Origin of the sequence: Georgenia soli (assembly GCF_002563695.1) — a bacterium.
Classification (GTDB): Bacteria; Actinomycetota; Actinomycetes; order Actinomycetales; family Actinomycetaceae; genus Georgenia; species Georgenia soli.
Window position 1 is genome coordinate 2,041,400 of sequence record NZ_PDJI01000004.1, and the last position, 12,791, is coordinate 2,054,190.

The 12,791-nt window shown below is 68.6% G+C and carries 10 protein-coding genes; 2 read left to right on the forward strand and 8 right to left on the reverse strand.

Translation table 11 applies throughout. The features are described 5' to 3' along the window. Positions 1 to 6: 6 nt before the first annotated feature. The 8 genes from ATJ97_RS10510 to ATJ97_RS10545 all read right to left on the reverse strand — a co-directional run bounded on the left by ATJ97_RS10510 (position 7) and on the right by ATJ97_RS10545 (position 10,593). Positions 7 to 1,212 carry an exo-beta-N-acetylmuramidase NamZ family protein gene (locus ATJ97_RS10510; protein WP_098483699.1) on the reverse strand — a complete coding sequence of 402 codons (1,206 nt, stop codon included), beginning with the start codon at positions 1,210 to 1,212 and terminating at the stop codon, positions 7 to 9. After that, positions 1,181 to 3,481, reverse strand: a complete 2,301-nt coding sequence (locus ATJ97_RS10515) for a GNAT family N-acetyltransferase (RefSeq protein ID WP_170037368.1) — start codon at positions 3,479 to 3,481, stop codon at positions 1,181 to 1,183. The genes ATJ97_RS10510 and ATJ97_RS10515 overlap by 32 nt, the downstream gene beginning before the upstream one ends. Next, positions 3,474 to 5,060: a beta-N-acetylhexosaminidase gene (locus ATJ97_RS10520; RefSeq protein WP_170037371.1), complete on the reverse strand. Its 1,587-nt coding sequence runs from the start codon at positions 5,058 to 5,060 to the stop codon at positions 3,474 to 3,476. The genes ATJ97_RS10515 and ATJ97_RS10520 overlap by 8 nt, the downstream gene beginning before the upstream one ends. Continuing rightward, entirely contained in the window at positions 5,032 to 5,856 is an 825-nt protein-coding gene (locus ATJ97_RS10525) for an ABC transporter ATP-binding protein (RefSeq protein WP_098483702.1), read from the reverse strand. The genes ATJ97_RS10520 and ATJ97_RS10525 overlap by 29 nt, the downstream gene beginning before the upstream one ends. Then, the gene (locus ATJ97_RS10530; RefSeq protein ID WP_098483703.1) at positions 5,840 to 6,745 is read right to left on the reverse strand and encodes an ABC transporter ATP-binding protein; all 906 of its coding nucleotides are present in this window, start codon (positions 6,743 to 6,745) and stop codon (positions 5,840 to 5,842) included. The genes ATJ97_RS10525 and ATJ97_RS10530 overlap by 17 nt, the downstream gene beginning before the upstream one ends. Further along, entirely contained in the window at positions 6,742 to 7,785 is a 1,044-nt protein-coding gene (locus ATJ97_RS10535; RefSeq protein WP_098483704.1) for an ABC transporter permease, read from the reverse strand. The genes ATJ97_RS10530 and ATJ97_RS10535 overlap by 4 nt, the downstream gene beginning before the upstream one ends. Then, positions 7,778 to 8,773: an ABC transporter permease gene (locus ATJ97_RS10540; RefSeq protein WP_098483705.1), complete on the reverse strand. Its 996-nt coding sequence runs from the start codon at positions 8,771 to 8,773 to the stop codon at positions 7,778 to 7,780. The genes ATJ97_RS10535 and ATJ97_RS10540 overlap by 8 nt, the downstream gene beginning before the upstream one ends. A 122-nt stretch (positions 8,774 to 8,895) precedes the next feature. Further along, a complete protein-coding gene (locus ATJ97_RS10545) occupies positions 8,896 to 10,593 on the reverse strand; it encodes an ABC transporter substrate-binding protein (protein WP_170037374.1) in 1,698 nt (565 codons plus the stop codon). Positions 10,594 to 10,886: 293 nt separating this feature from the next. Between ATJ97_RS10545 and murQ the strand changes: the two genes are divergently transcribed. Both murQ and ATJ97_RS10555 read left to right on the forward strand, forming a co-directional pair. Then, positions 10,887 to 11,804, forward strand: coding sequence for an N-acetylmuramic acid 6-phosphate etherase (murQ, locus tag ATJ97_RS10550; protein ID WP_245862377.1), 918 nt, complete (start codon positions 10,887 to 10,889; stop codon positions 11,802 to 11,804). 198 nt (positions 11,805 to 12,002) lie between these two features. Further along, positions 12,003 to 12,791, forward strand: a complete 789-nt coding sequence (locus ATJ97_RS10555; RefSeq protein WP_098483707.1) for an alpha/beta hydrolase family protein — start codon at positions 12,003 to 12,005, stop codon at positions 12,789 to 12,791.

The window sequence follows — 12,791 nt, forward strand, 5'->3', positions numbered from 1 at the left end:
CCCCAGCTAGCGGCCATGGCCATCCTCATCTCCGTACAAGAGCCATTCTGAGTCTCGGTCGCGCAGGGCCGACGCACGCTCCAGCTCGCGGACGATCGCCTCCAAGTCCGCTGTCTCGACCAGGCCCCGAAGCTCTCCACCACCCCACAGCAGATCGACGAAGTGTGGACGGGCAACGCCGTTCTCCCACATCGGCTCGCTCCAGGCGAAATCGTCGGGGAACATCTGCTGCGCCACGACGAGCATCGTCGTCGCCGTCACGAGCGGATCGAAGGAACGGGCATCGCGCAGATGCAGCTGCACGCCGCCGATCGCCTCGCCCCGCCACTTGCTGAACGTCGGCATGAACGACGTGCTCCGGAAGTGCACCCCGGCCAGCTCACGACGGTTGAGTTCGTCGACGTACCGGTCGTCGATCCATGGTGCCCCGACGAGCTCGAACGGGCGGGTCGTGCCACGCCCCTCGGAGAGGCTGGTGCCCTCGAAGAGCGCGGTGCCGACGTAGGCCAGGGCGGTGATCGGCGTCGGCATGTTGGGGGAAGGCATGATCCACTCGAGGCCCGTGTCCGCCCACAGCATGGAGCGGCTCCAGCCGCGCATCTCGACGACGTTCGGGTCCGGCACGTCGTGCCCCCCGGCGCGATCCAGCTGCGCAGCAACCCGAGCCATCTCACCGATCGTCATGCCGTGGCGCATCGGCACGTCAAGACGTCCGACGAACGACTCGAAACCAGGCTCGACACCGGGTCCGGAGACGGTGCGGCCACCGAGCGGGTTGGGGCGATCGAGCACGTGGAACGGGATCCCGAGCCGTGCCGCGCTGCGCAGGCAGTCGACCATCGTCCAGACGTACGTGTAGCAGCGGACGCCGATGTCCTGGATGTCGACGACGAGCGCATCGACGTCGAGCTCCCGGATGGCGGCGTCGAGTGCCTCGTCGGCGAGCATGTAGGTGTCGAGGACCGGGAGGCCGGTGCGCGGGTCGCTGCCTGACGCCTCCGACTCACCCGCCTGGGCGGTGCCCTGCAGGCCATGCTCCGGGGAGAGCAGCGCAGCGAGCGGGGCGCCGCTGCGCCGGAGCGCGACGGAGGAGAGCTCGAGATCGGAGGTGACCCCCGTGTAGTTGGTGATCAGCCCCCAGCGCTCGCCCGCGACGAGGCCGTGGTCCCCCAGCAGCCGGTCAACGCCCAGCTGCACCGATGGCATCGGCATCAGCGTCTCCTTCGCTCGTGTCGATCGACATCGCGTATCCGGTGATCTCGCCCTCGGCGTTGCGGTGCTCGCGCACGACGTCGAAGCCGAGGCGTCGGTAGAACGCGATCGCACCGGTGTTGCGTCCTCCGACGCCGAGGCCGACACGCGACACGCCTCGCTCCCGCATCACGGCACGGAACTCGTCGACCAGCGTTCGGCCGAGTCCCATGCCCTGCACGACCGGGAGGAGGTCGATGTGGAGCTCGGCGGGGATCTCGTCGACCCACGGGGGCACCATCAGCGCCGGTTCCAGACCCTTGCGCACGAGCGCGCGCTCCCGGTCGGTCCATGCCGGATCGTCGGGGAATCGGGCGGCGAAGGCCGCGCGCCAGTGCTCCTTCCACCACCGGACGAAGTCGCGGACGTCGGCGACACCGATGATGTACCCCACCACTTCACCGTCGACGTCGACCACCCTGCACGACTCGGGCTCGTAGTCCACGTAGGGATAGGCGTAGATCCACGGCAGCAGGTCGTCGCTGAAGAACTTGCCCGTCGCGTCCCCGCCGGAGTCGCCGGTGCGGAGGCAGATGCGCCCGATCGCCGCACGATCCTCGTCGCGGTAGGGGCGGATCGTGACGGCAGCGACCGGGGACGCGCCGGGAGATCCGCTTCGACGCCAACGCAGTGTCGAAGGCTCGGTCGGTGAGGGGAGGTCGACGGGCAGCGCACCCATCGCCACCCCGGCGACCAGCGCGTCGGCCACGGCCTCACCCACCCCGGGGAGATCCCCGTAGCCCAGCAGCATCGGGACGTGCTCGGGCACGAACGCGGAGTCGTACGGCGATCGGGCCGCGAGGGCGATCCGGACTCGTCCCGCGACCTCCCGCACCTGCTCGGCCACGGTGCCGAAGCGCCACGCGTCGCGCGTGATCAGGATGATGTCGGCGTCCTCCGGCAGCTCCGCGCCGAGCGGGAGCTGCTCGACGGACCAGCCCCGGCCGCGCAGGGTGTCCGCGAGCACCGTGGGGACGTCCTCGATGCCGCGGCCGGCGCTCGGGGGCTCGGGATCGTGCAGCACGACGAGCGGTCGATCGTCGCCGAGCCGGAGCGATGTCCCCGAGTCCCGCCACGTGAGGGCCCGCGAGACGGCCATCCGGGCCAGACGCCCGTGACGCTCGACGTCCGCACGCCGCCCCGCCGGGGCGTCGAACAGTCCCAGCTTGGTCTTCAGGGCGACGATCCGCCTCGCCGAGGCACGCAGCTGCTCCTCGTCGAGCTCACCGGCGCGCACGGCGTGCGTGACGGCGGCGACGGCCTCGCGCACGTCCCTGGGCATCAGGACCTGATCGACGCCGGCGGCCAGCGCCGCGACGCAGGCGACGGCTGATCCCGACCTGCCGCGCTCGTCCTCGGGCACCTGCGCGCCCGCCATGTCCATGGCGTCGGTGACGATGACGCCGTCGAAGCGCAGCCCCTCGCGGAGCAGGCCGGACACGATGGCGCGGGAGAACGTCGCGGGTGCACCCGACGGGTCCAGACCCGGGGCCCGCAGGTGGCCGATCATCACCGCGTCCACGCCGGCCGCGATCCCCGCAGCGAACGGGACGCGCTCGCGCTCGTGCCACTCCTCGAGCGTGAGGTCGAGGGTGGGGAGACCGAAGTGGGAGTCGACGGCGGTGTCCCCGTGCCCCGGGAAGTGCTTGAGGCAGGACCCGACGCCCGCCTCCGCGAAGCCTCGGACGCTCGCCTCCACGAACTTGCCCACCTCGGCGACGTCACTGCTCGCGGAGCGGATGCCGATGACGGGGTTGTTCGGTTCGACATTGGTGTCCGCGACCGGCGCATAGGTCTGGGAGACACCGACGGCCCGCAGCTCCCGGCCGGAGGCGCGGGCCATCTCCGTCACCTTGGACCACCGCGCCTCGGGGCCACCGAACGCGGCGGCCTGCGCCATCGCGGACGGCCAGCGGGTGGAGGGCTCGCGCATGCGCGTGACCAGCCCGCCCTCCTGGTCGATCGTCATGAGCAGCGGCACGTCGGCGTGGTCCTGCAACGCCGAGAGCTGCTCCGCGATCACCGCCGGCTGCGCGCCGCCCGGCCCCGCCGGGAAGTAGCACACGCCGCCGAGGTGCAGGTCGCGGATGAGGCCGCCCACCTCGTCGACGGTGTCGGTGAAGCCGTACGAACCGTCGACGTGGTGCCCCACCGACACGCAGAAGAGCTGGCCGACGACCTGCTCGAGCGTCCAGCCGTCGACGCTCCCACGACGTTCCGAGTCAGTCATCGTCGCCATCCTTCTCGAGGGTGCGGGACCAGCGCGGACCGGGACCGTCGAGCGGTCGGTGGGCCCAGCCGAGGGCCTCGTAGCGCTCCAGCTGTGCGCGCACCGAGGGCAGGAACTCGTCGAAGGTGAGGTTGTTGCCCGCCCACGCCCGTTCCGCGACGGCGGCCAGACGAGGCAGCAGCTGGAACGATGCCTTCTCCGGGGTCTTCACGTACTCCGCCCAGAGGGCGGCCTCGGCGCCGGTCGCCCGGTCGGGCACGCGGTAGGCGAACGCCTCCTCGAGCGACGTCGCGATGTTCTTGCCGACGCCGTAGCCGAGCGGTTCGTCCTCACCGAGCGTGTTCGAGTAGTTGAGGTACCAGTGCTGCTGCGGCGACGCGATCGTCGGGTGACCCGCGGCGATGGCGGCGTCGATCGCCTCCGGGCTGCGCCACCCCTGCACCATCACGTCGGTGCCGATGCCGGCATCCACGGCCTCGTCCCACACGATCGGGGTGCGTCCGGCCGCCTTCAGATGCTCCACCAGCTGCGTCATGAGCCAGCCCTGCACGTGCCGGATCTCTGTGATGCCCTCGCGCTCCATGAGTTCCGCCACCTCGGCCGACGACTCCCAGTCCCTCGTGGGGACCTCGTCGCCACCGATATGGATGAAGGGCGAGTCGAAGACGTCCATGACCTCGTCGAGGATCGTGCGCAGTGCGTCGACCGTCTCGGGGCGCACGTTGATGATGTCCGACGAGATGCCCCAGGTGGTCAGCACGTCGAGCGGATCGCTGGCACTGCCCCATTCGGGGTAGGCGGAGATCGCCGCCACCATGTGGCCCGGCAGATCGATCTCGGGGACGACCATGACGCCGCGCTCGCGCGCGAACGCGACGAGGGAGCGCAGTTCCTCCTTGGTGTACGCGCCGCCGTGGGCACGTCCGTCGAACGTGTTGCCGGGGGCCGGACCGGAGAGCGTCTCCCGGCGCCGGGCACCGACGGTGGTCAGCTTCGGGAACGCGTCGACGGGCATGCGCCAGCCCTGGTCGTCGGTCAGGTGCAGGTGGAGCACGTTGAGCTTGTGGAACGCCAGCATCTCGACGACGGTGCGGAGCCAGCTCACGGGCATGTAGTGGCGGGCGACGTCGATGAGCAGCCCCCGCCAGCCGAGTCGCGGGGCGTCGGCGATGGACACCGTCGGCAGGATGGCCCGGGCTCCCGAACCTGGCATGAGGCAGGCCGACGGCAGGAGCGCGAGCAGCGTCTGCACCCCGTGCCGCACGCCGCGGTCCGACCCGCTCAGCATGATCCGGTCGTCGTCGATGCGCAGGGAGTAGGCCTCGTCGTCGAGATCGTTGATCTCGATCGTGACGAAGCCGTCGTCGGCGCGGCTCCACTGCTGGATCGCCCCGCAGTCCTCGAGCGTGCGCAGCAACGGGCGCACCGCCTGAATGGCGACGTCGTTGCCCGTGATGCCGAGCGAGGACGGCAGCGAGACGCTGCCGGGCTGTTCGTCGACGACGGAAGGACTCGGGACGAGGCAGAGGGTCCTGGCGGCCGCCTCGGCGCTACCTGGTCTGCGACGCGAGGTGTTCATCGCGAACTTCCTGCCGAAGCTTGCCGTGGTTCGCCGGCTCGGGCGCCGCATCCAGCAGCAGCTTGGTGTAGTCGTGCTGGGGGCTGAGGATGACGTCGTCCGATGCTCCTCGTTCGACGACGTTGCCCTTGTACATCACCATGATGTCGTCAGAGAAGTGACGGGCGGTGGCGAGGTCGTGCGTGATGTAGAGGACGCCCAGGTTCTCCTCACGCTGCAGACGGGCCAGCAGGTTGAGCACCGAGAGACGGATGGAGACGTCGAGCATCGACACGGGCTCGTCGGCGATCAGGTACCGCGCACCGGGCGCGAGTGCCCGTGCGATGGCGACGCGCTGACGCTGACCACCGGAGAGTTCGTGCGGTCGGCGATCCGCCATGTCCGGATCGAGGTTGACGCGCTGCAGCAGCTCGGCGACCGTCTCCCGCGTCTCCTGCTTGCCGGAGACCTTCTTGTGGAGGCGTAGCGGCCGTTCGATGTGGTGACCGATCGAGTGGTACGGATTGAGCGACGCGAACGGGTCCTGGAACACCATCTGGACGAGACGCCGGTAGTTCCGCAGTCCGCCCTCGCGGGAGTCGACGCCGTCGATCGTGATGCTGCCCTGCGTCGGCTGTTCGAGCCGCAGGATCATCTTCGCGATGGTGGACTTGCCCGAGCCGGACTCACCGACGAGCGCGACGGTCTGCCCCGGCTGGATGCTGAACGACACATCGTTGACGGCGACGAGATCCGAGGAGCGGAGCCCCTTGCGAATCTTGAACCGCTTGGTGACGTGATCAACCTCGAGCGACATGTGCTTCCTCCTTGCCGCGAACGAATCCGCCGCGATCGCCGAGCAGCGACGGGAACGAGCGCAGCAGCTGCTTCGTGTAGTCGTGCTGCGGGCGCTCGTAGATGTTCTCGGACGTGTTGATCTCGACGATCCTGCCCGCCTTCATGACCGCGATGCGGTCGGAGATCTCGAGCAGCATGGGCAGGTCATGGGTGATGAAGATGACCGCGAAGTTGAACTGCTCCCGCAGGCGCATGACCTCACGCAGGATGCCGCGCTGGACGACCACGTCGAGCGCCGTCGTCGGCTCGTCCATGATCATCACCTGGGGCTTCAGCGCCAGCGCCATCGCGATCATCACGCGTTGCCGCATACCGCCCGAGAGCTCGTGCGGGTAGGCGGTGAGTCGTGCCGGATCGACGCCGACGAGCGACAGCAGCTCCTCGGAGGCGGCCTGCCGCTCCTGCTTGGACATCGACGGACGGTGGGTGGTGAAGACGTCGGAGAGCTGCGCCTTCACGGACAGCACCGGGTTGAGGGCGTTCATCGCGCCCTGGAACACCATGGACGTCTTGTCCCAGCGGAACTTGCGGAGGTCCTCGTCGACGAGGCCGACCACGTCGATGTCCGCGCCGTTCTTGTCGTGCAGAGTGACAGCGCCCGAGCGGAGGATCGCCGGCGGCTTCAGCAGACGGTTGATGCCGTAGGCCAGCGTCGTCTTGCCGCAGCCCGACTCCCCTGCCAGGCCGAGGATCTCACCACGGTTGAGGACGAGCGAGACGTCGTCCACGGCGCGCACGGGACGCTCCGCCTGGTAGTCGATGGTGACGTGCTCGGCCGTGAGGACCGGCTCGCGGGCGGCCATGTAGTCCGCGTGGTCCGGGGTGCTGAGCGGTGCGGAGCCGGTCATGGCTGGACCACCTTTCGCTGGGCGGCCTTCGCGCGCTGGTTGCGACGGGCGGTCTTCTCCGCCTTGCGGACCGCGCGGACTGCCTCCGGCGCGCTGCGCAGCTTCGGGTTGATCGTCTCGTCGATGGAGAAGTTGATCAGGGACAGGCCGCAGCCGAGCAGCGCGATGAGCGCACCCGGCGGCAGGAACCACCACCACGCACCCACGTGGAACGCGTTGTGCTGCGACGCCTGGTTGAGCATCGTGCCCCACGTGATCGCGCCCGACGGACCGAGGCCGAGGAACGACAGGCCCGCCTCGGAGAGGATCGCGAGGACCACGGCGGAGAGGAACATCGCGGCGAGGAGGGGCAGCAGGTTGGGAAGGATCTCGACGAGCACGATCCGGTGGGTCCGCTCGCCGGCCACCTTCGCGGCCGCGACGTAGTCCCTCGTCCGCAGCGATTTCGCCTGGAGCCGGAGGACGACGGCCGAACCCGCCCACGAGGTGAACCCGAGGACCAGCGCGATGATCCACATCGAACGCGTCTCCATGTAGGAGGCGATGACGATGACGAGCGGCAGGCCGGGGATCACCAGCATGATGTTGGTGATGAGGGAGAGGATCTCGTCGACGAAGCCGCCCAGGTAGCCCGCCACGATGCCGAAGAGGAGCGACAGCACGACGGCGATGAAGCCGGCGGTCACACCCACGAGCAGCGAGCCGCGGGCGCCCTCGGCCATCTGTGCGAGGACGTCGGCGCCCAGGTTGTTGGTGCCGAGCAGGTGCTCCGCGCTCGGGGGCGCGAACGTCGGGTTGTCGTAGTTGCGCGGGTCCTGCGTGAAGTAGCGGCCGAGGATGGCGAACAGCACGATCGACAGCGTGAGGAAGAGGCCGAGCCCGAGCTTCACGTCCATGCGCGGGAGGTCGACGCCCAGGAGGTGGCGGCGCTTCGAGCGCCTGCCCCCGGTCTCGTCGACCGTCTGGTCCGTGATGGTGATCTGACCGGGCACGGAGGCGGGAGCCAGCTCGACGTCGATGATTGCTTGCTTGTCAGACATTGTTGCGAGCCCTCGGATCGATGAGGCCGTAGATGAGGTCCATGACGAAGTTGGCGGCGAGCACGGTCACGGTGATGACGAGGAACACGCCCTGCATGAGCGCGTAGTCCTTGTCCTGCACGGCGTTGATCATGAGCTTGCCGATGCCGGGGTAGGTGAACACCTGCTCCATGACGATGGAGCCGGCGACGACGAAGCCGAGTGTGATGCCGAAGGCCGCCATCGACGGGAGCGCCGCGTTGCGGGCCGCGTACCAGGTGAAGATGCGGCCCCGGGTGAGGCCCTTGGCCTCGGCCGTCACGACGTAGTCCTCGGACAGCGTGGAGACCATCATGTTGCGCATGCCGAGCACCCAGCCGCCGACGGAGGCGATGATGATCGTGATGGCGGGAAGGACCGCGTGGTAGAGCGCGCTCTGGGCGAACGCCCAGCTCCATTCCGGACCGGCCGGGAAGTCCCGCAGGGAGTAGCCGCCGATGATCGGGAAGAGGCGGAACTGGACCGCGAAGTAGGCGACGAAGATGAGGGCGAGCCAGAAGTAGGGCACCGACTGCAGGAGCGTCATGCCGGGGATGATGGCGTCGGCGGCCGTGCCGCGCTTCCAGCCGGCGAGGGCGCCGAGCGCGACGCCCAGGATGAACGAGATGACGGTGGCGGTGCCGACCAGGATCAGGGTCCACGGGAGCGCGGCGGCGATCAGCTCGGTGACCGGAGCCGGGAACTTGGTGATCGAGATGCCGAGGTCGCCGCGCAGCAGGTTGCCCCAGTAGCGGAGGTACTGCTCCCAGAGAGAGGAGTCCGCGGTGCCGAAGACGAGGTCGATGGAGTTCTCCATGGCAGGAGTGATCTCGCCGCCGCGGCGCATGAGCTTGTCGATGAAGATCGCCCTCGCGTCACCGGGCATGAGGCGCGGCAACATGAAGTTCAACGAGATCGCCGCCCACAGCGTGATCAGGTAGAAGACGATCCGGCGAAGGTAGTACTTCACGACTGGCCCTTCTTCGCCGGCCCCGGACCGGGGCGGTCCGGCGCGACGAAACGTGTGAGTGGGGAACAGCGAACGTCGGTGTGGGGAGCGGCCCGGGCCACCCCCCACACCGACGATGCTGGCTACTTGTAGGTCAGCTGCGACATGACGTACGCGGCCTGGAGGGCGTCCCAGGAAGCCGGGAAGGCGTACTTGTTGTCCTCGGTCGGCCAACCGTCGAAGTCGTCCTGGTTGTAGAAGGTCTGGGAACCACCGTGGAACAGCGGGATGTACGGGACATCCTCGACGATGGCCTCCTGGATCTTGCCGTAGGCCTCCTTCTTCACAGCCTCGTCGTTCGTCTGGGCGGCAGTGTGGACGGCCTCGTCGACGACCGGGTTCGAGTACCGGGCGAAGTTGGTCTGACGCGCGTCGAGCGGGGTACCGACCGGGGTCGTGTAGTCCGTGGTGAACGAGTTGCGGTAGATCGTGTACGGATCGGAGATCGGGGTGCCGAACAGCGCGGAGATGATCATCTCGTAGTCGCCGACCTGACGATCCTCCGTGTACTGGTCGAGGGTCACGGTCTCGGACTTGACCTCGATCCCGGCAGCCTTGGCCTGGGAGACCATCAGCTCGGCCGCGGCGTTGGCGTCGGACCAACCTTCGACGGAGTTGACGGTGAAGGACGCGCGCTGGCCATCCTTGGCGTAGATGCCGTCGCCACCGAGCGTGTAACCGGCGTCCTCGAGGATCTTCTTCGCCTCCTCGACGTCGGCGCCACCGTCGACGAGCTGCGGCAGGCCGTCCTTGATCCACTGCTCGTCACGCTCGGGGAGGGTGAACGTCGGCGCGGCGAGGCTGGCGTGACCGTAGTACGCCTTCTCGTTGATCTCGTCACGGTTGAGCACCTTGCTGAACGCCTGGCGCACGGCCTTGTCGGTCTGCGCGCCTTCGCATCCGAGCTCTGCGTTGGAGCAGGTGAGGATGGTGAGCGGGTTGGGCGAGCTGAGTCGCAGGTAGCCGAGGTGACCGTCGGCGGTGAGCGTCGTCGGGTCCGGGACGAACATCGTCGAGTAGTCGAGCTGACCGGCCTTGAAGAGCGACTCGGCCGAGGAGTTGCCGTCGATGCCGAGGTACTGGACCTCGTTGATCGTCGGGCGCTCCGCATCCCAGTAGCTGTCGTTCTTCACGACGTTGTAGGACGCGTCGGTGACCGTCGAGAGCTTGAACGGGCCGGTGCCGACCGGGGCTTCGGCGTTGGTGAAGGTCACCAGATCGGCTTCCTTCTCGAATACATGCTTCGGGACGATGTAGGTGGAGCCGAGGATGGCGTACTCGTTGGTGTACGAGGGCTCCTTGAACTTCAGCTCGACGGTGGTGTCGTCCGCCTTCACGGCCTCGGCCAGGTAGTCCATGGACACGGCCTCGTTGGTGAAGGAGTAGATGACGTCATCGACGGTGAGGTCGGTGCCGTCGTTCCACTTCGCGCCCTCGCGGATGCCGATCTTCAACGACGTCCCGTCCTCGGACCATTCGTACTCGGTACCGAGCAGCGGGATGGGGTCGCCGACGTCGGCCTTGTTGTAGAAGAAGAGAGGTTCGTAGATCGAGCCGAGCGTGCCGGGAAGCAGCGTCGGCGAGTACGGGTTGAAGTTTGCGACGATGGGCGTCTGGGAGCCCGCGAACACGGCCAGCACGGGGCCCTCGGTCTTCACCTCCGTCCCTGCGGACGATCCGCCGCCGGCCGGGGAGTCCGAGCCCGAACAGGCCGAGAGCCCCAGCACACCAGCCATGAGCGCAGCAACAGCTGCCCTCTTCCAACCGCTCTTGGTCAACATCTTTGTTCCTTCCAAGTCCCCAGGCATTGCCCAGAAAACGCTGACGTTCCTCCGTACCGAGGCATCCGGCCTGTGGAAGGCATGACCACTCCGTCACGGACTTAGGACGAGGTTAGGAGTGGACCCGCGACTACGTCAACTTCCTTCGCGACCTCGACCTGCCTCGGAGGAAACTTTCTGACGCGCCCGGACCGGCACGTTGACGGGGCTTTCAGCATGTAGTTAATCTCCAGTCGCAATCCGTAGTCGGAAGATTCCCTACCGATGCGATCCCTGACGAAGTGGAGCTCGACGTGGACTCTCCGACCTTTCAGCCTGATGCGCTTAACGGCTTCACCACCGAGATGGTCGACCCCACGTACCGCGATCTCGACCTGATGACCACCGACGAGATGGTGCGCGCCATGAATGAGGCGGAGGCCGAGGTGCCCCGCGCGGTGGCCGCCGCCTCACGCGCGCTCAGCGCGGCCGTCGACGCCGTCGCCGCGCAGCTCGCCGCGGGCGGACGTCTCCTCTACGTCGGTGCGGGAACTCCCGGTCGGCTCGGTGTGCTCGACGCGTCCGAGTGTCCGCCGACGTTCTCGACCGAACCGTGGATGGTGCAGGGCGTCATCGCCGGAGGTCCGTCCGCGCTGACCGCGGCCATCGAGGGTGCGGAGGACGACGAGGACGCCGGCCGTCGGGACCTGGACGAGCTGGGCGTGAACGCGAAGGACGCCGTGGTGGGGATCTCCGCCTCGGGGCGGACCCCTTACGTGCTGGGCGCGATGCGGGCCGCCCGCGCCGTCGGGGCGGTGACCGTCGGGGTGTCGAGCAACGAGGGATCGCGTCTGTCCGCAGCCGCCGAGTTCCCGATCGAGGTGGTTGTCGGGCCGGAGATCATCTCGGGATCGACGCGTCTGAAGGCGGGTTCGGCACAGAAGCAGGTGCTCAACATGCTGTCGACCCTGTCGATGGTGAAGCTGGGGAAGACCTACGGCAACCTCATGGTCGACGTGTCGGCCTCCAACCACAAGCTTGAGGTCCGGGCCCAGAATCTGGTGCGAGAGATCACCGGGGTCGACGTCGAGACTGCCCGGGCTGCGCTCGCCGCAGCCGATCAGGAGGTGAAGACGGCGATCGTCTGCATCACGCGCGACGTCGATGCGCCGACGGCACGTGGCTTGCTGGCCCGGGCCAACGGTTTCCTGCGCCGCGCCCTGAGCGCCTGAGCCCCGGTCGGACCTCAGCGGTTCCGCACCGGAACGGGGTGGCCGCCGTCGTCAGCGCCTGACCGGCCGCCGTCGTCAGCACCTGGCGCCCCGAGCCGCCGTCGGGCCGCGCCCGAAAGGCGGCACGTACCCGATCGCATGGCGAGACGAGGAGGTGAGCCCCTCACCCCACCCATACCCGCCCTTTACGGTGGAGACATGGCCGAGGTCGAGATCGCCACGCCGCGGGGTGTCATCCTCGCGGGCACCTTCGAACCCGGGACGGGGACGACGGCGGTGCTCTTCGCCCACGGTTTCCTCTCGGACCGCCACTCCTCGATGCGGTTCGACATCCTCGCCTCCGCCTACCGCACCGCCGGTCACGCCACCCTGCAGCTCGACTTCTCCGGGTGCGGCGCCAGCGGCGACGACGTCGTCACGGTCGCCGGGGAGGTCGAGGACCTGCGCTCGGCGTCGGCCTGGCTCACGGAGCAGGGCTACCCGGTGCAGGTGGTCCACGCCCACTCCTTCGGCACGCTCGCCGCGATGCGCGCCCAGCCGCCCGACGTCGTCACGATGGTGCTGACCGGGCCGCTCACGGGCCCGATGTCCTACCCGTGGGAGGAGATCTTCTCCCCCGGCCAGCTCGACGACCTCGAGCAGCACGGCTACGCCCGCATCCCCGACGACAACGAGGCCGCCACCCGCGAGTACTCGGTGATCTCCAAGCAGACCCTGGCGGACTACTCCCTCATCAACCCCGCAGAGCTGCTGGGCGGCGTGCGCGTGCCGGTGCTGCTCATCCACGGCGAGGAGGACGAGGCGGGCACCGACCTGGTGGCCCTGAGCCGGGAGGGGCTGCCGCTCCTGCCCGCCGGGTCACGCCTGGAGGTGGTCGACGGCGCCGCGCACGGGATGCGGGACCGGATCGACGTGGTCGTCGAGCTCGCGCTGGACTGGGTCGCGGAGCACCTGCGCTTCGACCGGGAGGAGCTCGGGAGCCGCTGA